The organism is Streptomyces caeruleatus (assembly GCF_001514235.1).
GTDB lineage: Bacteria > Actinomycetota > Actinomycetes > Streptomycetales > Streptomycetaceae > Streptomyces > Streptomyces caeruleatus.
Map to the genome: position 1 here is coordinate 240810 of NZ_KQ948924.1, position 21142 is coordinate 261951.

At 71.7% G+C, this 21142-nt stretch carries 19 protein-coding genes and 1 pseudogene; 6 read left to right on the top strand and 14 right to left on the bottom strand.

What is annotated here, in order from left to right:
* Positions 1-9 precede the first annotated feature (9 nt).
* Complete coding sequence (locus tag AQJ67_RS48860) at positions 10-747, top strand: hypothetical protein (RefSeq protein ID WP_062716007.1); 738 nt, start codon at positions 10-12, stop codon at positions 745-747.
* A gap of 249 nt (positions 748-996) precedes the next feature.
* Here AQJ67_RS48860 and AQJ67_RS44590 read toward each other — a convergent pair.
* From AQJ67_RS44590 to AQJ67_RS01145, 5 genes and pseudogenes are all read right to left on the bottom strand, one after another.
* Positions 997-1617 (bottom strand): annotated as a pseudogene (locus AQJ67_RS44590) (lysophospholipid acyltransferase family protein); the annotation flags it as partial.
* Positions 1618-1631: 14 nt separating this feature from the next.
* Entirely contained in the window at positions 1632-2402 is a 771-nt protein-coding gene (locus AQJ67_RS01130; RefSeq protein ID WP_062716011.1) for a GNAT family N-acetyltransferase, read from the bottom strand.
* Positions 2403-2723: 321 nt separating this feature from the next.
* Entirely contained in the window at positions 2724-3470 is a 747-nt protein-coding gene (locus AQJ67_RS01135; RefSeq protein WP_062716013.1) for a succinate dehydrogenase/fumarate reductase iron-sulfur subunit, read from the bottom strand.
* Positions 3467-5416 carry a fumarate reductase/succinate dehydrogenase flavoprotein subunit gene (locus tag AQJ67_RS01140; protein WP_062716015.1) on the bottom strand — a complete coding sequence of 650 codons (1950 nt, stop codon included), beginning with the start codon at positions 5414-5416 and terminating at the stop codon, positions 3467-3469. The genes AQJ67_RS01135 and AQJ67_RS01140 overlap by 4 nt, the downstream gene beginning before the upstream one ends.
* Position 5417: 1 nt before the next feature.
* Positions 5418-6089 carry a succinate dehydrogenase gene (locus AQJ67_RS01145; protein ID WP_062716017.1) on the bottom strand — a complete coding sequence of 224 codons (672 nt, stop codon included), beginning with the start codon at positions 6087-6089 and terminating at the stop codon, positions 5418-5420.
* Between the two features lie 131 nt (positions 6090-6220).
* Between AQJ67_RS01145 and AQJ67_RS01150 the strand changes: the two genes are divergently transcribed.
* Entirely contained in the window at positions 6221-7105 is an 885-nt protein-coding gene (locus AQJ67_RS01150; protein WP_062716019.1) for a LysR family transcriptional regulator, read from the top strand.
* A 33-nt stretch (positions 7106-7138) separates the two neighbouring features.
* Here AQJ67_RS01150 and AQJ67_RS47430 read toward each other — a convergent pair whose 3' ends face one another.
* The 6 genes from AQJ67_RS47430 to AQJ67_RS01175 all read right to left on the bottom strand — a co-directional run bounded on the left by AQJ67_RS47430 (position 7139) and on the right by AQJ67_RS01175 (position 12796).
* On the bottom strand, positions 7139-7312 hold the full coding sequence (locus tag AQJ67_RS47430) for a hypothetical protein (protein ID WP_159058698.1): 174 nt from the start codon (positions 7310-7312) through the stop codon (positions 7139-7141).
* 256 nt (positions 7313-7568) lie between these two features.
* Positions 7569-7868 carry a LysR substrate-binding domain-containing protein gene (locus AQJ67_RS01155; protein ID WP_062716021.1) on the bottom strand — a complete coding sequence of 100 codons (300 nt, stop codon included), beginning with the start codon at positions 7866-7868 and terminating at the stop codon, positions 7569-7571.
* Entirely contained in the window at positions 7838-8176 is a 339-nt protein-coding gene (locus AQJ67_RS01160; protein WP_062716022.1) for a LysR family transcriptional regulator, read from the bottom strand. Before AQJ67_RS01160 ends, AQJ67_RS01155 begins: the two co-directional genes overlap by 31 nt.
* A 307-nt stretch (positions 8177-8483) precedes the next feature.
* Positions 8484-10619: a putative bifunctional diguanylate cyclase/phosphodiesterase gene (locus tag AQJ67_RS01165; protein ID WP_062716742.1), complete on the bottom strand. Its 2136-nt coding sequence runs from the start codon at positions 10617-10619 to the stop codon at positions 8484-8486.
* On the bottom strand, positions 10616-11428 hold the full coding sequence (locus tag AQJ67_RS01170; protein WP_062716025.1) for an SAM-dependent methyltransferase: 813 nt from the start codon (positions 11426-11428) through the stop codon (positions 10616-10618). The genes AQJ67_RS01165 and AQJ67_RS01170 overlap by 4 nt, the downstream gene beginning before the upstream one ends.
* Positions 11429-11803: 375 nt before the next feature.
* Entirely contained in the window at positions 11804-12796 is a 993-nt protein-coding gene (locus AQJ67_RS01175; RefSeq protein WP_062716026.1) for an SCO0930 family lipoprotein, read from the bottom strand.
* Between the two features lie 368 nt (positions 12797-13164).
* On the opposite strand from AQJ67_RS01175, the gene AQJ67_RS47435 reads away from it, so the two are divergent.
* The 3 genes from AQJ67_RS47435 to AQJ67_RS01190 all read left to right on the top strand — a co-directional run bounded on the left by AQJ67_RS47435 (position 13165) and on the right by AQJ67_RS01190 (position 15206).
* Positions 13165-13719 (top strand): hypothetical protein, encoded by a 555-nt coding sequence (locus tag AQJ67_RS47435; protein WP_159058699.1) that lies wholly within the window; start codon positions 13165-13167, stop codon positions 13717-13719.
* Positions 13720-13743: 24 nt separating this feature from the next.
* Positions 13744-14508 carry a bestrophin-like domain gene (locus tag AQJ67_RS01185; protein ID WP_062716028.1) on the top strand — a complete coding sequence of 255 codons (765 nt, stop codon included), beginning with the start codon at positions 13744-13746 and terminating at the stop codon, positions 14506-14508.
* Between the two features lie 188 nt (positions 14509-14696).
* On the top strand, positions 14697-15206 hold the full coding sequence (locus tag AQJ67_RS01190; protein ID WP_062716030.1) for a hypothetical protein: 510 nt from the start codon (positions 14697-14699) through the stop codon (positions 15204-15206).
* 145 nt (positions 15207-15351) lie between these two features.
* On the opposite strand, the gene AQJ67_RS01195 is transcribed toward AQJ67_RS01190, so the two are convergent.
* Entirely contained in the window at positions 15352-15846 is a 495-nt protein-coding gene (locus AQJ67_RS01195) for a hypothetical protein (RefSeq protein WP_062716032.1), read from the bottom strand.
* A 292-nt stretch (positions 15847-16138) separates the two neighbouring features.
* On the opposite strand from AQJ67_RS01195, the gene AQJ67_RS01200 reads away from it, so the two are divergent.
* Positions 16139-16816, top strand: coding sequence for a class F sortase (locus tag AQJ67_RS01200; RefSeq protein ID WP_062716034.1), 678 nt, complete (start codon positions 16139-16141; stop codon positions 16814-16816).
* Positions 16817-16844: 28 nt separating this feature from the next.
* On the opposite strand, the gene AQJ67_RS01205 is transcribed toward AQJ67_RS01200, so the two are convergent.
* Together AQJ67_RS01205 and lysX are read right to left on the bottom strand one after the other, a co-directional pair.
* Complete coding sequence (locus tag AQJ67_RS01205) at positions 16845-17696, bottom strand: polysaccharide deacetylase family protein (protein WP_062716036.1); 852 nt, start codon at positions 17694-17696, stop codon at positions 16845-16847.
* Between the two features lie 102 nt (positions 17697-17798).
* Positions 17799-21077 (bottom strand): bifunctional lysylphosphatidylglycerol synthetase/lysine--tRNA ligase LysX, encoded by a 3279-nt coding sequence (gene lysX / locus AQJ67_RS01210; RefSeq protein WP_062716038.1) that lies wholly within the window; start codon positions 21075-21077, stop codon positions 17799-17801.
* Positions 21078-21142: the final 65 nt, after the last annotated feature.

Below are 21142 nucleotides of genomic sequence, written 5' to 3' on the forward strand. Positions count from 1 at the left end.
AGATCACGCATGACCGCGCAGCAGTGCCTCACCTACGACGCGTTCGTCGCGCTCGCCACGGCCGACCCCGCCGTCGCCGGCCTCGTCCTCAAGGGCTCGCGGGCCCATGACGGCATGGCCACCGAGCACTCCGACCACGATCTGTACGTCGTCCTCGCGGACGGCGCGGCGACCGGCCTGCGTCGCCTCACCGGGCACCGCACGGCCCGGCTGGATCTGGTGATCGTCTCTCTGGCCGAGTTCCGGGCGGCCGGAATGCCGGGCTTCGAGCGCTACGCCCTCGCCCGGGCACGGGTCGTGCTCGACCGGCTGGACGGTGGGATCGCGGAGATCCTCGCCGCCAAGGCACGGCTCGGCGCCGACGAGGCGTTCCGGGCGGCCGACGGATGGCTCGACGCGTACGTCAACTCGCTCTACCGCTCGGTCAAGAACGACCGTGACGGCGAGCCGCTCGCCGCCCGGCTCGACGCCACCGACGGTCTGGGGCACCTGCTGGAGCTGCTCTTCGCCCTGGACCGGCGTCCTCGCCCGTACAACAAGTACCTACGCTGGGAGCTCGCCCGCCACCCGCTGCCGGGCTGGGACGGAGCCGCCCTGCTGCGGGACATGGAGCGTGTCTGCGCGAGCGGCGACGTAACGGTCCAGCGGCGGCTGTTCGCCCTGGTGGAGGCCGCGGCCCGCCGGGCGGGGCACGAGGCGGTGCTGGACGGCTGGGGCGAGGATCTGCGGCTGCTGCGCCCCCGGTAGTACGGAGCGTTCGGCGGCTCGGGCCAGGTCCCGGCGGTCGGTGTGACGGCCGGGCGTGATGGGCTCCCGCACCTCGACGTCGGCGACCAGCTCGCGTGCCCGCACCACCCGCCACACCGAGGTCAGCAGCGCGTCGTCGCCGACGAAGGCGGCCCGTGTGCCGGCCGTGCCCCGCGCCGTCCGGTACGTCAGGCGGACCGGCTGGACGGGGACGTCCGCGTCGAGGGCCGCCTGGAAGGCGGCCCGGCGGAAGCGGCCCTGGGCGCGGCCGCACCAGGTGCTGCCCTCGGGGAAGAGGGCGACAGCCTCGCCGGCTCGTAGCGCCTCGGCGATCCGGGCCACCGTCGCGGGCAGGGCGCGGATCCGGTCGCGGTCGATGAAGAGGACGCCGCTGCGGGCGGTCAGCCACCCGGCGACGGGCCAGTCCCGGATCTCCGACTTGGCGAGCATCCGAGCCGGGCGGACGGCGGCGACCAGCGGGATGTCCAGCCAGGAGACGTGGTTGGCGACCAGCAGCAGCCCGCCGTCGGCCGCCGCACCGCCGTCGATACGGGCCCGGACCCCCGCGGCCCGCACGACCCAGCCGCACCAGCGCCGGATCAGGGCCGCGGGGATGCGCGCACTCAGCGGGCAGGTCAGGAAGCCGACGACCAGCAGGAGCAGGACCGCCGTGAGCCGCAGGGCGGCCAGGGGGACGGCCCGGACGGGTCCTGTCGCGTCGACGCAGGCCCGCGGGGTGCAGGGCGCGCTGGGCCGCCAGAGGTTCGCCGCCTCGACGGGGTGGGGCCCCGCGACCGGGAGCCCGGCCGCCCTGGCCTCGGGGGCGGTCGCCGTGGGGACACGCACGGCACTGAGGGAGTGGGTGCTCATGGCCGCCACGTCCGTCACGCCGGGACGAGGGAGAGGAAGTGCCGCAGATAGCGCGAGTTGACCCGGCGCATCGACAGCAGCACGTACAGGTCGGCGACCCCGAACTCCGGGTCGTGCGCGGGCTCGCCGCAGACGAAGGCGCCGAGGCGGAGGTAGCCGCGCAGCAGGGCCGGGAGTTCGGTGCGGGTGGCGGGGGCCGGGGCGGTCGGCTGCCAGGGGCGCAGCGGGCGTACCCGGTACTCCTCCGGGGCCAGGTGCTTGGCCTGCACCCGGTCCCAGGTCCCGGCCGCGAGCGTGCCGCCGTCGGCCAGCGGGATCGAGCAGCAGCCGGCCAGCCACTCGTGGCCGCGGTCCACCATGTAGCGGGCGATGCCGGCCCAGATGAGGCTGATGACGGCGCCGTCACGGTGGTCGGGGTGGACGCAGGAGCGGCCGACCTCGACCAGGTTGGGGCGCAGGGCGTCGATCCGGGTGAGGTCGAACTCGCCCTCGGAGTACAGCCGCCCGGCGACCGCGGCGCGCTCCGGCGGCAGCAGCCGGTAGGTGCCGACGACCTGCCCGGACACCTCCTCGCGGACGAGCAGGTGGTCGCAGTACGCGTCGAAGGCGTCGATGTCGTGGCCCGGTTGCGGGGTGGACAGCAGGGCCCCCATCTCACCGGCGAAGACGTCGTGCCGCAGCCGCTGGGCTGCGCGCACGTCCTCCTCGTTGCGGGCGAGGCCGACGGTGTAGCGGGTGGGTGCGGTGGGCTGCGGGGGACGGTCGACGGTCAGTACGCCGGTCATGGCTTACTCCTGGTCACGGGCCGGGGACGGCGAGCGGAGGGCAGAGGCGAGCGGTGTGAGGTGCCGCCCCTGTTCTTCCGATGCCGGTTGGCGTATGCGTGACCGGTGCCAGGAGAGTGGATGTGCGGAGGTTGAACGCTTCGCTGGCGCGCCGAAAGGCGAGACGGGGCCGGGGAGCACCTCCCGACCCCGCCCGTCCGCACCTACGGCGAACGTCCTTTCCTTGCCGGCCGACCCGGGCGACACCCCCAAGGGGCGCGGGGAACTGCGCGACCAGCCACGACGCCCCGCAGCCGTCACACGACCGCCGCCCCTACAGCGCTACCGCTTCACCTTCCGAGTAGCCCGCAGCCACTCCTTGTTCATCCCGGTGATGGACATCAACGGAATGCCCTTCGGACAAGCCGTGGCACACTCCCCCGTGAGCGTGCACCCCCCGAACCCCTCCTCGTCCATCTGCGCCACCATGTCCAGCACCCGCGTCTCCCGCTCGGGCGCCCCCTGCGGCAGCACGTTCAGATGATTGATCTTGGCGGACGTGAACAACATCGCCGCCCCGTTGGGACACGCCGCCACGCACGCCCCGCACCCGATGCACTCCGCGTGCTCGAAGGCGAAGTCGGCGTCCGGCTTCGGCACCGGCGTGGCGTGGGCCTCGGGAGCCGCCCCAGTCGGTGCGGTGACGTACCCGCCGGCCTGGATGATCCGGTCGAACGCCGTCCGGTCCACGACCAGATCCTTGATCACAGGGAACGCCGACGCCCGCCACGGCTCGATGTCGATCGTGTCGCCGTCCTTGAAGGACCGCATGTGCAGCTGGCAGGTGGTGGTCCGCTCCGGGCCGTGCGCGTCGCCGTTGATCACGAGCGAACACGCGCCGCAGATCCCCTCACGGCAGTCGTGGTCGAACGCGACGGGGTCCTCACCGCGGAGGATGAGCTCCTCGTTGAGGGTGTCGAGCATCTCCAGGAACGACATGTCGGAGGAGATGCCGTCCACCTCGTACGTGGACATGGCGCCTTCGGCGTCGGCGTTCTTCTGCCGCCAGACGCGCAGGGTGAGCTTCATGCGTAGCTCCGCTGGGTGGGGTGGACGTACTCGAAGACGAGGTCTTCCTTGTGCAGGACCGGAGCGGCGCCGGTCTCGGTGAACTCCCAGGCCGCCGCGTAGGCGAACTCGTCGTCCTTGCGGGCCGCCTCACCGTCCGGTGTCTGCGACTCCTCACGGAAGTGGCCGCCGCAGGACTCGCCGCGGTGCAGTGCGTCGAGGCACATGAGCTCGGCGAGCTCCAGGTAGTCGACGACGCGGTTGGCCTTCTCCAGTGACTGGTTGAACTCCTCGCCGACACCGGGCACCTTGATGCGCCGCCAGAACTCCTCACGGATCTGCGGGATGCGCTCCAGCGCCTTGCGCAGACCGGAGTCCGTACGGGCCATGCCGCAGAACTCCCACATCAGTTCGCCGACCTCGCGGTGGAAGGAGTCCGGGGTGCGGTCGCCGTCGACGGACAGCAGCAGGTTGAGCCGGTCCTCGGTCTCCGCCAGCACCTCCTGTACGACGGGGTGTTCGGCGGTGACCCGCTCGTGGTGCGGGTTGCGGGCGAGGTAGTCGTTGATGGTGGCGGGGAGGACGAAGTAGCCGTCGGCCAGGCCCTGCATCAGCGCGGAGGCGCCGAGGCGGTTCGCGCCATGGTCGGAGAAGTTCGCCTCGCCGATCGCGAACAGGCCCGGCACGGTGGTCTGGAGGTCGTAGTCGACCCACAGTCCGCCCATCGTGTAGTGCACGGCCGGGTAGATCCGCATCGGCACCTCGTACGGATCCTCGTCGGTGATCCGCTGGTACATGTCGAAGAGGTTGCCGTACTTGGCCTCGACGGCCTTGCGCCCCATGCGCTTGATGGCGTCGGCGAAGTCGAGGTAGACGCCCTGTCCGCCGGGGCCGACCCCCCTGCCCTCGTCGCAGACGTTCTTCGCGGCGCGGGAGGCGATGTCGCGCGGGACCAGGTTGCCGAAGGACGGGTAGATGCGCTCCAGGTAGTAGTCGCGCTCGTCCTCGGGGATCTTGTTCGCCGGGCGGTCATCACCCCGGGCCTTCGGCACCCAGATCCGGCCGTCGTTGCGCAGCGACTCGCTCATCAGCGTCAGCTTGGACTGGTGGTCGCCGGTGCGCGGGATGCAGGTGGGGTGGATCTGGGTGAAGCAGGGGTTGGCGAAGTAGGCGCCGCGCCGGTGCGCCCGCCAGACGGCGGTGGCGTTGGAGTTCATGGCGTTCGTCGACAGATAGAAGACGTTGCCGTAGCCGCCGGATGCCAGCACCACCGCGTCCGCGAAGTACGTGTCGATCCGGCCGGTGACGAGGTCCCGGGCCACGATCCCGCGTGCCCGCCCGTCGACGACGATCAGGTCGAGCATCTCGGTACGCGGGTGCATCTCGATGTTCCCGGCGGCGATCTGCCTGCTCAGGGCCTGGTAGGCGCCGAGCAGCAGCTGCTGGCCCGTCTGGCCGCGGGCGTAGAACGTCCGGGAGACCTGGACGCCGCCGAAGGACCGGGTGTCGAGCAGTCCGCCGTACTCGCGGGCGAAGGGCACGCCCTGCGCGACGCACTGGTCGATGATCTCGACGGAGATCTGCGCGAGCCGGTGGACGTTGGACTCCCGGGCACGGAAGTCACCGCCCTTGACGGTGTCGTAGAAGAGGCGGTGGACGGAGTCGCCGTCGTTGCGGTAGTTCTTCGCCGCGTTGATGCCGCCCTGGGCGGCGATGGAGTGGGCGCGGCGCGGGGAGTCCTGATAGCAGAACTGGACGACGTTGTAGCCCTGTTCGGCGAGGGTGGCGCCCGCGGAGCCGCCGGCCAGCCCGGTCCCCACCACGATCACCGTGTGCTTGCGGCGGTTGGCGGGGTTGACCAGCTTGGCCTCGAAACGCCGTTTGTCCCAGCGCTCGTTGACGGGCCCGGCGGGGGCTTTGGCGTCGGCGACCGGTTCGCCGGTCGTGTACTCGGCGTAGGTAGACATGTCAGCTCACCAATCCGGTCATGACGCCCACGGGTACGGCGATGAAGCCGGCCGTGAGCAGCAGCGCGAGGATGTTGGCCGTGGCCTTCAGGGCGCGGTCGCGGGTGCGGCTGCCGGCGCCGAGGGTCTGCGCGGCGCTCCAGAAGCCGTGCCGGATGTGCAGGCCGAGGGCGAGCATCGCGACGACGTAGATGACGTTGCCGTACCAGGTGGAGAAGGTGTCCACGACGTTCTGGTAGGGCCGGCCCTCCTGGAAGCCGCCGGCGTGCACGGTGCCGGTCGTCAGGTCGAGGACGTGCCAGACGATGAACAGGCCGAGGATGATGCCGCCCCAGCGCATGGTGCGGGTCGCGTAGCTCGCCCGCGGCTTCTTGTGGACGTACTTGCTGGGGCGGGCCCTGATGTCGCGGCGGCTGAGCTGGTACGCGGAGGTGGCGTGGGCGACGACCGCGACGACCAGCACGATCCGCACGAGCCAGAGCGTCCACTCGTAGTGCATGAAGGGCTCGCCGACGACGCGCAGCCAGTGCGCGTAGTCGTTGAACTCGCCCGCCCCGAAGAAGATCTTCAGGTTTCCGATCATGTGGACGACCAGGTACAGCAGCATGATCAGCCCGCTGACCGCCATCACGGTCTTCTTGCCGACGGAGCTGTTCCACACCGTGCGTGCCATGGACGGCCGTCGGTCCGTCCGCGTTGCCAGAGCCATGGAACAGGACGCTACGGCCGCCGGGCCTCATCGGTCCAAGACATGGTCCGGCTCGTTTCCATAGGCTGTCCCTATCCACCCTCTATGCTGGCCGTATGCAGTTCCAGCAGCTCCAGTACTTCGTGGCGGTCGCCGAGACCCGGCACTTCACCCGGGCCGCCGACCTGGTGCATGTCGCGCAGCCCTCGCTGTCGCAGCAGATCAAGGCGCTGGAGCGGGAGTTGGGCGCGGACCTGTTCCTGCGGGCGCGCGGCAACATCACGCTGACGGACGCCGGGGAGGCCCTGCTGCCGCTGGCCCGGCGCATCCTGGCCGACGCGGACACCGCACGGCACGAGGTGCAGGAACTGGTGCAGCTGCGCCGGGGCCGGGTCCGGCTGGGAGCGACCCCGAGCGTGTGCACGGGCCTGCTCCCGGACGTGCTCCGCGCCTTCCACGACCGCTACCCCGGCATCCAGCTGCTGATCGAGGAGGGCGGCTCGCACGACCTGGTCCGGGAGCTGGCCCGCGGCGCCCTCGACCTGGCCCTGGTCGTCCTGCCGCTGCCGACCCCCTCCCCCGCACTGACCACCGTGGAGCTGCTCCGCGAGGACCTGGTGGTGGTCTCCTCGCCGGAGGCCCCCCGCCCGGGCGGCGGCCGGCGCACCGTGCGCATCGCCGACCTGGAGGGCGAACGCCTGGTGATGTTCCGGCACGGCTACGACCTGCGCGAGTTGACCGTGGCCGCCTGCCGCGCCGAGGGCTTCGAACCGGACTTCGCGGTGGAGGGCGGTGAGATGGACGCGGTGCTGGGGTTCGCGCGGGCGGGGCTCGGGGTGGCCGTCGTCCCGCGCATGGTCGCGGCCCGGTCGGGCCGGGGGCTACGGGTCACCCCGCTCGCCCGGCCCGGACTGCACCGCACGATCGCGCTGGCCCACCGCAGCGATGTGGCGCCGCCACGGGCGGCGCGGGAGCTGCAGCGGATGCTGCTGGAGCGGTGAGACGCTCATGAGCCCCTGCACGGGCCCGGCGCGTCAGGCGAAGGTGATCACGCTGCGGCCGCGTGCGGAGCCGTCGGCCATCGCGTCGAGGACCGCCGGGGCCTGGTCGAGGGTGATCGGCGTGACCTCGGGCAGGATTGCGTGGGCCGCCGAGAAGGCGAGGGTGTCACGCAGGTCGTGCGGGGAGCCGGACGGGGACGCGGCCACGTGCAGACGGTTGAGGATCCTGGGCTGGGTGGGCAGCGTGAGCGGCTCGGAGCCGTAGCCGAGGAGCAGGAGCGTGCCGTCGGGGGCGATGCCGCCCAGGTGGCGGTGGCCGCGGCGGTGGACGGGGCGGCGTTCAGCACCAGGCCGGCGCCGCCGTCCCAGGCCCTGAGGGCGTCTGCCGGGTCGGACGCGTCGGTGGCGACGAACAGTTCGGCGCCCAGGGTCTTGGCCTGGTCCTCGCCGCGCCGGGAACGGCTCACGACGGCCGCCCGGGCGCCCATGCGGACGGGGTCGTCGGCCAGGGCTGCGAGCGACACTTCGGCGTCGCCGGCCCGAGGATGGGCGATCGGCAGGACCGCGGAGAGGTGCTCGGGGTACAGGGGCAGCAGATCCAGCCCGGCGTCGTCGAGGGCGGCCGCACCAGCCCGACGTCGACGCTGCCGTCCAGGATGTCCCGCGCCTGGGTCCACCAGCTAAGACGGACCAGTTCGACGGTCACGTGGGGGTGCCGGGCGGAGAACGCGTTCAGCGCCAGGGTGACGTCGGTGCCCAGCATGAACCCGACGACCAGGGCGTCGTTCCGGCGCTGATCCGACGGGCCCGGTCCTGGGCGGCCTCCGCGGCGGCGAGCAGGGCCTTGGCGTCGTGCAGGAACTGTTCGCCGGCCAAGGTGAGCGTGACGTCGCGAGTGCTGCGGGTGAAGAGCTCGACCCGCAGGTCGTGCTCCAGCTGCCGCACCTGCCGGGAGAGTGCGGGCTGGGTGACGTGCAGGGCGAGGGCCGCCTGGCCGAAGTGCCGCCGCTCGGCCACGGCCACGAAGTAACGCACCTTGCGCAGATCCAGATCGATCGGCCTGTCGGGCATGGCCGGTCCCGCCTTTTCGCCGACCGACTCGGCGTGCTGTGCCGCTGTCGGCGCAATGCACGCTATCCGACCTGGCCGGACGGGCCGCGACGGATCGTCGGCCGGGGTGTGGGCCGGGGTGTGGGCGACACGACTGCCGACCGTGTGCGCCGACAGGAGCCGTAAGGGGCCGGTGGCCACCCAGCCCCCGCGTCGGTGCGGGCGGGAGCAGCGCCTTCCCGGCCCGCCACTGCGCGCGGAGACCGGGGGAGCAACCCGCCGTACCGGCCCGGGAAGCGACTCACCGGGCCCGTACGGGCACCGCGCTTCAGCCCGTCGCGTCCACCAGCGCCAGCTCGTGCAGCCGGTCCGGCGGGCCCGGGCGGGCGTAGTACCAGCCCTGGGCCGTGTCGCAGCCCAGGATCCGCAGTTGCTCGGCCTGGGCTCCGGTCTCCACGCCCTCCACCGTGACCGTGAGGTCCAGGCCGTGGGCGAGCGAGACGATCCCCTCGACGATCTTGAGGTCGACGGGGTCGGCCGGGAACTGCTGCATGCTCTGCGTGAAGGAGCGGTCCAGCTTGAGGATGCTCACCGGCAGCCGGCGCAGGTTGGCGAGGTTGGAGTACCCGGTGCCGAAGTCGTCCAGGGCGATGTCGACGCCCATCTCGGCGAGGCGCCGCAGGGGCTTGAGCAGATCGTCGTCGGCGCCGATCAACGCCGACTCGGTGACCTCCAGGCAGAGGGCGTCGGGTGCCACGCCCGCGCGCTCCAGGATGTCCACCGTGTCCTGGACCAGCCCGGGGTGGGTGAGCTGGCAGGGCGAGAGGTTGACGTTGATGCGCAGGGGTCCGGCGTCGTCGAGCCGTTCTCGCCACTCGCGCGCCTGACGTACCGACTGCTCCAGGACCCAGCGGCCGAGCGGCACGATGAGTCCCGTGTGCTCGGCGAGCGGGATGAACCGGTCCGGGCCGAGGATGCCGTGCTGCGGGTGCAGCCAGCGCACCAGGGCCTCCGCGCCGCGCACACTGCCGTCGCCGAGGTGCACCAGCGGCTGGTACTCGATGAAGAACTCGCCCCGCTCCAGGGCCATCGGCAGCGCCGTGGTCAGTCCGTGCCGGGTGATGGCGCGGGCGTCGGCCTCCTCGTCGGCGAGCTCGAAGCGGTTGCCGCCCGCGGACTTGGCCCGGTACATGGTGATGTCGGCGCTGCGCAGCACCTCCGCCGGGCTGCGTTCCCCGGCCGGGCCCTCGACGATGCCGATGCTGCCGCGCACGGTCAGCTCCCGGCCGTCGACGCTGATCGGGGCGATCAGCGCGTTCATGATGCGGGCGGCGAGCTCGTCGACCTCCTGTTCGGTGTCGGGGCCTGTGGTCAGCGCCACGAACTCGTCGCCGCCGAGCCGGGCGACCATCTCGCCGGGCGCGGTGGCGCAGGACTGCAGCCGGTCGGCGACCTCGACGAGCAGCCGGTCGCCGGCGGCGTGGCCGAGGCTGTCGTTGACGGTCTTGAAGCCGTCCAGGTCGAGGTAGCACAGGCCGAACCGCTGGCCCACCCCGGCGCCCAGTGCCTTCTCCAGGCGCTCGAAGAAGAAGGTGCGGTTGGGCAGGCCGGTGAGCGCGTCGTGGGTGGCCTCGTAGCGCAGCCGCAGGTTGAGCAGCCGGCGCTCGGTGGTGTCCTCCATGAGGGCCAGCTGGTACTGCGGGTTGCCGTCGGGGTCACGCAGCAGGGAGACCGTGAGGTTGGTCCACAGGACCGTGCCGTCCGGGCGGGAGAACGCCTTCTCGACGTGGTAGTGCTCGCGTTCGCCGCGTACGAGTTCCTCGTAGAGCTTCCAGGTCTGCGGCGCGTCCTCGGGATGGGTCCACTGCATGACGTTGCGGCCGTGCATGGTCTGCTCGGAGACGCCGAACATCCGCAGCAGGGCGCCGTTGACCTGCAGGACGTTGCCCTCCAGGTCGGCGATGCCGATGCCTATGGCCGCGCCCTCGAAGACCGCGCGGAAGCGGGCCTCGGTGGCGTGCAGGGCCTGGGCGACCACGCCCTGGGCCTTGAGGGCGGCCGCGGAGATCGCCTCCTGCTCGGCCAGTGTCCGCTCGCGCAGCGCCTGGGCGAACCCGGCGGCCATGGCGTGCTGGAGCCGCGCGGAGCGGGCCCGCTGGTCCTCCTGGTCGCCGTCGGTGCCGCAGTAGAGCACGAGGTAGGCGTCGACACAGTCCAGCGAGCGGCTGAGCGCCTCGGGGTCGGTGCAGTGCGCGGTGACGAGGGCGGCGCCGACCGCCTTGCCCTCGTTCGCGTCGAAGGTCCTGGACCTGAGCGCCTCGCTCAACCGCCGGGCCAGCGGGAGCAGTTGCTCCTCGAACTCCGGCCGGGTCGACGACGTCGAGGTGACCGGGAAGACCGCCCGGCTCCAGATCGTCGCGAACCGGCGCAGTCTGTCCTCCGGCCCGTCCGGCCCCGCGCTCACGCCGTACGCCCCACGCCGGCGAACCCGGAGAAGGCCCACGGATCCTCGTCCTCCGGTGCGGTGTCCGGCCGCCAGAGCGGCATCGGCACCAGTCCGGGTTCCACCATGTCGTACCCCTCGAAGAACCGCGCGATGGTGTCGCGCGAGCGCATGATCAGCGGGTTGCGAATGTCCTTGTATACGTCGACCGTGCCCTTGGCCCGCTCCTCGGGCAGCGGGATTCCCTCGTACGAGGCATGCGTGAGCACCAGCAGACTGCCGGGCGCGAGCGCGTCGCGCAGCTGGGCCACCACGTCGTACGGGTCGTCCTCGTCCTCCACGAAGTGCAGTATGGCAACGAGCAGCAGCGCCACCGGCCGGTTCAGGTCGATGAGGCGCTCCACCTCGGAACTGGCCAGGATCTCCTGCGGCTTGAGCAGGTCCGCGGCGACGACGCCCGCCCGGTCGTCGCCCTCCAGGACGGCCTGGCTGTGCGCGACGGCGACCGGGTCGTGGTCGACGTACACCACACGCGCGTCGGGGCTGGCCGCCTGGGCCACCTCGTGGACGTTGCCGAAGGTCGGGATGCCGGAGCCGATGTCCAGGAACTGGGTGATGCCCTCGTCGAGCGCGAAGCGCACCGCGCGGCGCATGAACGCCCGGTTCGCCTGCATGATCTTGGGGAGTCCCGGCATGAACTCCATGGCCTTGCGGCCGGCTTCCCGGTCGACCTCGAAGTTGTGCGAACCGCCCAGGTAGTAGTCGTAGATCCGCGAGACACTGGGCACCGAGATGTCGATGCTCCGAGGGGCCCAGGCGGGACGCTCCATCTGTCTCTCCATGGCGTAGGCGATCCGGTGTTCGAGCTGAGGCTACTGATCGCCTGCCAAAGGAGCGAGCGGAAACGGAAATTGACCATCCGTTCCCGGTCACTGCCTGTGGCACGTGCCGCACGGACGCCCCACGCACTCTTCACGAAAGCATGCGAAGCATTCCACAGAGTCGCGAACCATGGTGAAAGAGCGCGGAGAACCGCGGTGAACCACGGCAAACCGGTCCGCCCCCCGCGCGTTGAGCCGCGGGGGGCGGACCGGTGGGTCGGCGCGCCGGCCGTTCGTCCGGCACTCTCGCTGTCCTCGTCCCTCCCTCCGCGGTCCGTGCGTTGTTCGACTGGTGAGGCGATCAACCCTGGGGAGGTGTGATCTCTACTGTTCCGACGCGCCGACCGGCTTGCCGTCGGGACGGATGGCGAACCAAGTGCCGCCGACGCCCTGACCGTTGGTGTCGCCGGGCTTCTTGTCACCGGCGAAGGTGTAGATCGGCACACAGTCGATGGTCTGCTGCTTGATCCCGTCGGGCCGGTCGAAGACCACGTAGCCCTGGCCCCTGGGGCCGGACCCCTTCAGGTCGATGCCCTTGGTGTCCGCGGCGTCGACCGGCGCGATGACCGGCCACTTCTCCAGGCAGTCGCCGGTGCACGCCGTCTTCATCGGCCAGGGCGAGTCCTTCATGAAGCGGTAGACCGTGTGGCCGTTCTTGTCGACGACGATCTCGCCGAGCTTGGCGTCCTCGCGGGTGGACAGACCGGGCAGGTCGCCCGCCTCGGCTCCGCCCTCCGCCCCGCCCTGCGCCTTCTTGCCGTCGGGGGCGAGGGCGTACCAAGTGCCGCCGACACCCTGGCCGTTGACGTCGCCGGCGTTGACGTCCTTCACATAGCGGTACGCCGGCCAGCCGTCGACCGTGAGCTGCTTGGTGCCGTCGGAGCGGGTGACCGAGCCGAGCAGCGCCTTGTCGATGCCGGCTCCGGCCGTGGCGTCGTCCGCGGGGACCGGCGGCCACTTCTTGGCGCAGTCGCCGTCGCAGGCCGACTTCGGCGGCTCCACGGTGTCCTTGTCGAAGCGGTAGAGCGTCAGACCGGCGCTGTCGGTCAGTACCTTGCCGAGTTCCTGGTTGGTGGAGACGGACAGTTCACCGGCCGAGCTCGACTGCGTGGCGGCCTCCTGGCCCGCCGCGCCGGCGTCGTAACCGGATCCGTTGCCCAGGCCGGTGCCGGCGGTTCCGTAGTCCCCGGCCGCGGCCGTGGCACCCACGTTCTGGCTGCTCGCCGGCGGGGCGGTCTCCGAGCCGCATGCCGTCGTCAGCGCCGCCACCGCCACGGCGCTCACCACGAGCGAGGCGCTCCGCCACGAGGTCTTCATCGTCAACTCCCCATACTCACACGGGTGTTGCAGCGCCCTGCTGCGCCGCCGCACGACAAGAGGTACGCACGAGAGCCATGCTCGTGTTCAACCGGCGCACGAATTTCTTTCCGGAACCTGTGACACCGCCCGCGTCGCACCTGTGAATCCCGCGCCCCACCCGCACCGGCCGCCGCACCGTCTCGCACCCCCGTACGCCTCGGCGGTTACGCGTCCGCCCCCTGATCAAACCTTTCGTGGGTCATCCGTCGCCCGTTCGGGGCAATCCCCTCACTCTCCGGCGTTTGAAAGCGCGCACTGGGCTCAGGATCTTCGTCGTGCATGGACTCGAACCGACCCAATCCACCCTGACCACAAGGGTGTTGACGGTGCTGACGCTGACCTGGCTCCTGGTGTCGGCACCGGCCGCCGTGGCGGAGGCCACGGTCTGCGCGTACGCCGACACCGGACCGGACGGCGCGAGGGCGGTCGCGGTCGCCGGGAGCCTCACCTGGCCCACTCCCCCGCACTGCCCGACGCCGACCCCGAGCCCGACCCCGAGCCCCACTCCGACGCCCACGCCCACGCCGAAGCCGTCGCCCTCACCGGATCCCACACCGACGCCGACTCCGAAGCCCACGCCCACCCCTAAACCCGAGCCGCCGCCTCCCCCGCCGCCCCCACCGCCGACGCCCCAGGCGCCCCCGGCTCCTCGCCCCGCGCCACCCCGTCCGCGGCCGACACCGCCCGCGCCCACCCCGACGCCCACTCCGAAGCCGTCGGCCAAGCCCACCCCGAGTCCGTCCGCGACCCCGGTGCACTACCCGCCCTACCGCGCCGGTCAGCACCGGCGGCCGGCGCGTGACGCCCCGTCGCCCCTCACCTTCGTCCTGCTCATCGCGGCGCCCGCCATCGCCGCCGTGGCCGCGCTGCGGCCGCGCTGACCCCGCTGAACCTGGAGGCTTCTCTTGCCGGAATGGCTTGTTCTCACCCTCGCGATGCTGGCCGCCTGTTCCGTGGTGGTCATCATCACCCTCCTGCGGCACCGCACGGCCCCCGAGGACGAGGATCCCTCCGAGACCCCGGACGTCATCGAGTACATGACGATGTGGATCGGCGTGGTGTACGCCATCGTCCTGGGCCTGGCCATCGCCGGCGTATGGGAGGGCCGCAGTGCCGCCCAGGACCACGTCCAGGCCGAGGCAGTGGCGCTGCACGAGGTCTCGGAGCGGGTCCGGGTCTATCCCGCCGACATCCGCGACCGTATTCGGGCGGATGTCAACGCCTATGTCGGACACGTCGTCAACACCGAGTGGAAGACGATGGCGGACGACGGTCGTATGACCGAGCGCGGCACCGAGCTTCTCCAGCGTGTCCGGGAGGACGTCACCGACTACCAGCCGAAGACGGACTTCGAGGCGCAGGCCTACCAGCCGCTGCTGGACCAGGTGACCGCCGCCGACCAGGCGCGCAACGCCCGGGCGAACTCGACCGGGGAGACCATGCCGGGCGTGGTGTGGTTCGGGCTCATCGCGGGCGGCGTCGTCACCATCGGGATGATCTTCGCCCTCCAGATCCGGCGCACACCCCGTGAGCTGGTCCTGGCCGGGCTGTTCTCCGCGCTGATCGCCTTCCTGCTGTTCCTCATCTGGGACTTCGACGCGCCCTACAGCCGGGGCGTCACGGCGTCCGCCGAACCGTTCCTGGAACTCTTCCCGCAGATCAAGGGCTGACCGGCCGTCAACCGTGTGGGCCACCCCGGGGGACACCGTCCCCTGAGCGGCCCACACGGTTGACCCATTCGTACGACAGCAATCGCGCAGGTGGACGCACCTTCCTAGCGTTTCGTTCATCGAGGTGCATTTCCGTCGCAAGCGGAAGAGGTCCGCGGCTGCTCCTCGGGGAACCCGGAGGAACCACCATGCGCGCGATACGCGTCACTTCGGCGGCACTGCTGGGTGCCGCCGCCCTCGCCCTGACCGCCCCGGCCGCCCGGGCGTACGAGGACGACTCGGGTTTCTGGGCCAGGGTTCTGCCCGCCACCGTCGCGCCCGGCGGCCGGGTCACGCTGCACGCGAGCGGCTGCGAGCAGAGCGTGACCGTGGCGTCGGCGGTCTTCGACACGGTCACCATTCCCCGGGGGCGTACGACGGCCAGGGCCACGGTCGACCGGGATGCCAGGCCCGGTGGCGTGTACGAGGTGTCGTTCTACTGCGGCACGTTCTGGCAGAGCGTCGACCTCACGATCGCCGGCGGCCGGCCCGCCCCGGTGCGGCCCGATCATCCGCACAAGGGCGTGCACGCGGGCGGGGGCGGCAGTTTCGCCGGGCTGAACCTCAAGGAGCTCGCTCTGGGCGCCGCGCTCGTCACGGGCGCGCTGGGGACGGCGTACCACCTCTCCCGGCGCCGCACGGACGAGGACGGTGCCTGACACCGCCGCCCCGTCCGACCTCTCCCGTCTTTGCTCAGGCCTTCGCCCCGGTTCCCCATGAGGGGGCCGGGGCGAAGGCCGGTCCGCGTGCGATGGGTCTGCGACGGGGCTGTCCGCGGCGGGTCCGCCTGCGACGGGCGGCGCGTCAGGCCCGCTTCTCCGCGCGGCGGCGCATCCAGAACACCCCGCCACCGACGATGGCGATGCCGATGAGCCCGCCTCCGATGGCCATGTCGGTCGGGGTCGCCCCGGTGGAGCTGCTGCCGCCGAGACCGCCCTGGACGCCGCCGATGACGGTGAAGGCGGCCGGGTTGGTCAGACTCCTGGAGTCGCAGACGACCGTGATGCTGTGGGAGCCCGGCCGCGCGTTCCTGTTGACCGTCGCGGTGCCCCGCGCCGTGTTGCTGCCCTGGACGGGGCTCAGGCGGGTGGGCCGGAAGGCGTCCGAGCTGGCGGTGCCGCCCCGCGGGCAGTTGTCGACGGTGATGGTGAGCTGGCCGCCGCGGGCGATGACGCTGGGCAGAGCGACGATGTTGCTCGGGCCGACGGGCATGCCGTCGCGGGCGACGGCCGCGGGGGCGGCGAGGCTGAGAGCGGCTACCGCGGTGGCAGCGGCCGCCATGGCACGTGTTGTACGCATGTGATCCTCCGCGGAAGACGCCCCGGGAACCGTCCCCGGTCGATCGGCGAGAAGCGCCTCCCAGAAAGACCCTCAGATGCCGTGCGCGAGGCCGCATTTCGGCAATGGTCCGTCCTGGTGAGAGGACACGCCGACCGATCACCCCACAATCGGAATTGCCGCAGGTCACGGACCGTCAGAATTTTCCTGCCGGTGGCAACTCGGATGGCGCACCGAAAGCGGGGGGCCACCCGTTCGTATCTGTGCCGTCGCCGGTTGCGCGTGCGGGACTTAGCGTTCACGTATGCGCGAAATGTCTGCGTCCGAGGCTGAGCTGGCCGAGCTGGCCGAAGAGGAGGAGCGACGGAAGAGACGTGCTCCTTGGGGTGTGATAGCGCTGGTCCTGCTGACCGGTCTCGCGCTCGTTCGCAATGGCTCGGGTGAGTTCGACGAGGGGCCGCCGCAGCCCGCCTCGGCGGCCGCCCCGGACCGCAGGGTGCCCGGCGGGCTCTTCGCCGGTGCCGCGCAGCCGCTGCCGTACGCGCTGCCGGAGCGGGTCAGGATCCCCGGCATCCAGGTGGACGCCCCGGTCATCCCGGTCGGCCTCGACGTGGACGGCTGGGTCGGCGCGCCGCCGCCGGAGGACCCCAATCTGGCGGGCTGGTTCACCGGTTCCGTCTCTCCCGGCGAGAAGGGCACCGCGGTGGTGGTCGGCCATGTCGACAACACCCAGGGTCCCGCCGTGTTCTACGGGCTCGGCGGCCTGCAGAAGGGAAATCGCGTCGAGATCGCCCGCAAGGACGGGAAGACGGCCGTTTTCGAGATCTACGGCATCGAGGTGTTCGAGAAGAACAACTTCCCGGGCGACCGGGTGTACGCCTCCAAGGGAAGCGCGGAACTGCGGGTCATCACCTGCGGGGGCGGTTTCACCAAGCAGGGCGGTTACGACGGGAACGTCGTCGCTTTCGCCCGCCTGGTCGAGGTCCGCTGAGCGGGCTCGACCGGGCGGGCGTGAGCCGTCACCGGTAACGCCGTGTGGGGACCGTGACGTGGTAGCCGGCATCCAGCAGTTGCGGCAGATAGGTGCGCAGGGCCCGGACGCTCTGCGAGCGGTCGCCCCCGGCGTCGTGCGAGAGGACCACGACGCCGGGGGCGGCGCCGTTCTCCACCCGGCCGACGATGGTGCGGGTGCCGGGGGCGGTCCAGTCGAGGGTGTCGACGGTCCAGGCGAGCGGTTCCATGCCGAGTTCGGCGCCGATCCGGAAGGTGGCGCGGTTCCAGGCGCCGTAGGGGGCGCGGAACCAGGCGGGGCGTTCGCCGTAGCTCTCCTCGACGACGTCGCTGGTGCGTTCCATCTCCTTGCGGATCCGGGCGTGGCTGAGACGGGTGAGCAGCGGGTGGGACCAGGTGTGGTTGCCGACGACGTGGCCCTCCTCGGCCATCCGGGCCAGCAGGTCCTTGTTGTCGACGACCATCTCGCCGCACACGAAGAACATCGCGCGGACGTCGTACTCGCGCAGGGTGTCCAGGATGTACGGCGTGTACCGGGGGTCGGGTCCGTCGTCGAAGGTCAGCACCATGGTGCGGCCGCGGCCGGACACCCGCAGCAGGGGTGCGCGCCGTACGAGGGTGGGGCGGGGCGCCGCCCGGGGCGGGCCGTAGCCCGTCAGGGGCTGCAGGCGGTACGAGGAGGGCTTGAGCGCGGGACGTGCCTGCGGGCCCGCGGCCGGGGCGGCCCGGACGGGCTCGTCACCGTTGCCCGCGACCGTCGCCAGCAGCCCGGCGCTGCCGGCCGCTCCGACGGCGGCGACACCGGCGAGCAACGCACGGCGTCGCGTGAGCGGACTGGTGGGCAGCTGATCCTTCGTCATGACTCATCAGTCGCCCGGCGAGCGACCGACGCACCAGTACGACACCGGTACGGAGGTACGAATACACCCACGCGGCCCAGCCGTCAGGTCTGGGGCACACCGTCAGCGGCGGCGTACCAACGGGAACGGCAGGGTCTCGCGGATGGTCAGGCCGGTGAGGAACATGACGAGGCGGTCGACGCCGATGCCGAGGCCTCCGGTGGGGGGCATGGCGTATTCGAGGGCGTCGAGGAAGTCCTCGTCGAGTTCCATGGCCTCGGGGTCTCCGCCTGCGGCGAGCAGGGACTGGGCGGTGAGGCGGCGGCGCTGTTCGACGGGGTCGGTGAGTTCGGAGTAGGCGGTGCCGAGTTCGGTGCCGAAGGCGACGAGGTCCCAGCGTTCGGCGAGGCGGGGGTCGGTGCGGTGCTGGCGGGTGAGCGGGGAGACGTCGGTGGGGAAGTCCTTGTAGAAGGTGGGGAGGACGGTCTTCTCCTCGACCAGGCGCTCGTACATCTCCAGGACCACGTCGCCGTGGCCGTCGTCGGCGACGTACGGCACGCCCACGCGGTCGCAGTGCCGGTGCAGGCGGAGCAGTTCCGTGCCGGGGCCGATCTCCTCGCCCAGTGCCTCGGAGATCGCGCCGTACACCGTCTTGACCGGCCACTGCCCGGAGATGTCGTACTCCTTGCCGTCCTGGTGGGCGACGGGTGAGCCGTAGGCGGCGGTCGCGGCGCCCTGGATCAGTTCGCGGACGAGGTGGAGCATCACGTCGTAGTCGGCGTACGCCTGGTAGGCCTCCAGGATCGTGAACTCGGGGTTGTGCTTGTAGTCGACGCCCTCGTTGCGGAAGGTGCGGCCCATCTCGAAGACCTTCTCCAGGCCGCCGACGCACAGCCGCTTGAGGAACAGTTCGGGGGCGATGCGCAGATAGAGGTCGAGGTCGTAGGCGTTGATGTGGGTGGTGAAGGGGCGGGCGTTGGCGCCGCCGTGGATCTGCTGGAGCACCGGTGTCTCGACCTCGAGGAAGCCTCGCTGGAGCAGGCCCTGGCGTACGGCCTGGACGGCGGTGGAGCGGGCGCGGACCACGTCGCGGGCGGCGGGGCTGGAGACCAGGTCGAGGTAGCGCATACGGACCTTGGCCTCGGGGTCGGCGAGGCCCCGGCGCTTGTCGGGCAGGGGGCGCAGGCACTTGCCGATGAGCTGCCAGGAGGTGACGAAGACGGTGGGCTCGCCCTTGTCGCTGACGCCCGCGCGGCCGGTCGCGCTGATGAGGTCGCCGATGTCGGTGTCTGCGGTGAAGCGGTCGAGGGCGGCGCCGGAGTCCTTGCGGGTGAGGGCGAGCTGGTGGTCGCCGGACCAGTCGCGCAGTACGGCGAAGACGATGCCGCCGAAGTCGCGGACCAGCATGATCCGGCCTGCGACGGTGACCTGCTCGCCCGCGCGGACGTCGGTGAGGGCGTGGGTGCGGGCGGGGATGCCGACCGGGTAGGGGTCGACGCCGTCGGCGCGCAGCCGGTCGAGGGTGCGGTGCCGGATGCGGACCTGCTCGGGCAGGCCCGCATCCGGCCCGGCCGCCCCGGCCTCGTCCCCTCCGTCGAGGCCGAGCGCCGCCAGCGAGGGCAGTCCTTCGGTGGTGGCGGGACGCGGCCCGCCTCGCGGGTGCCCGTTTCTGCGGAGTTTGTGCAGCGACGGTACGGAGACGAATCCCTCCGCGATGCCGGAGGCCATGCCGATCCGGGCGAGGGAGGCTGCCTCGCCGTAGCAGATGAAGCGTGGGAACCACTGCGGGTTGTACTTGGCGTTGGAGCGGTAGAGGGCCTCCAGTTGCCACCACTTGGAGAAGAACAGCAGCAGCCGTCGCCACAGTCGCAGTACGGGTCCGGCGCCGATGCGGGCGCCCTCCTCGAAGACCGAGCGGAAGACGGCGAAGTTCAGCGAGATCCGGCGGATGCCCAGCTTCGGGGCCACCGCGCACAGCTCGGCGATCATGAACTCCATGACGCCGTTGGGCGCGGCGCGGTCACGGCGCATCAGGTCCAGGGAGACGCCTTCCCTGCCCCAGGGCACGAAGGAGAGCAGGGCGAGCAGTTCGCCGTCCTCGCCGAGGGCCTCCACGAGGAGGCAGTCGCCGTCGGCGGGGTCGCCGAGGCGGTCCAGGGCCATGGAGAAGCCGCGTTCGGTCTCGGTGTCGCGCCAGTGGTCGGCCTTGCCGATCACCTCCTCCATCTCGGTCTCGGTGAGCGTGGAGTGGCGGCGGACACGGCAGTGGGCGCCGGTGCGGCGGACGCGGTGGACGGCCTGCCGGGTCACCCGCATGTCGCGGCCGTCGAGGCCGAAGTCCGGCACGTTGAGGATGGCCTCGTCGCCGAGTTGGAGGGCGCCTAGGCCGGCGCGGGCGTAGGCGGTGGCCCCGTCCTCGGAGGCGCCCATCGCGGCGGGCACCCAGGCGTGCCAGCGGGCCGCGTCCAGCCAGACGGCGATGGCGTGCGGCCAGGCCTCGCGGTCGCCGACCGGGTCGCCGCTGGCGAGGCAGACGCCGGCCTCGACGCGGTAGGTGACGGCGGCCTTGCCGCTGGGTGAGAAGACGACGGCCTTGTCGCGGCGGGTGGCGAAGTACCCGAGGGAGTCCTGGCCGCCGTAGGCCTTGAGCAGGGCGCGGATGCGGGCCTCCTCGTCGTCGTGCAGGGCGGCCTCCATGCGCTGGGAGCGGAAGAGCGTCGTGGCGGCGTTGAGGAGGGCGAGGGCGCCGAACAGGCCGAGGAGGAAGTAGAGGGGGCGGGGCGGGCGTCCGTCGTAGGAGGTGCCGGAGACGAGTCCGCCGCAGACCCGGTCGGCGGCCCAGGCCAGCCGCTGGCCCTGCGGCAGCGTGCCGGGGAACAGCTCGACGAGTCCCCAGCCGACCAGGATGCCGAGGGCGAGCCCGACGACCAGGACGCCGAGGGCCCGGCGTACGGCGGCGCGGCGGGACGCGGCGTAGAACTCCCTGCGGGCGACGATGAGCAGGGCCAGGGCGAGGGCGCACACGATCAGGGACGGGACGGAGTCCGCGTAGTCGCCGAACACCGTGCCGAGCAGGTCGCTCAGGACCAGTAGCCCGAGGTAGACGACGACCAGCCACCAGGCGATCTTCTTGCGGGCGGCGGTCGCCGCGGCGAGCAGGAAGAGGAAGACGGCGTAGGCGAGGTTGGCGCTGACCGGGACGATGAGCTGGTCGAGGGCGCGCACGACGGGGCGCAGCGCGGTGCGCAGCGGTGGGATGAGGGCGAGCAGGACGCAGAGGAGTCCGAGGGCGCCGAAGAAGGTCGCGAAACCCTCCGGCACCCTGCTCAGGGCGCCGTGCCGGGGCGACCGTATCGGGCCCTTGGTGCTCTTCTCCCGGGTGGCCTCCACGGTGGCACTCATGTTCCGACTCTAGGAAGAGCGCGGCCTCCTCGCCCGTCGAGCGTCCTGCCCGCAGGGCGGACCTG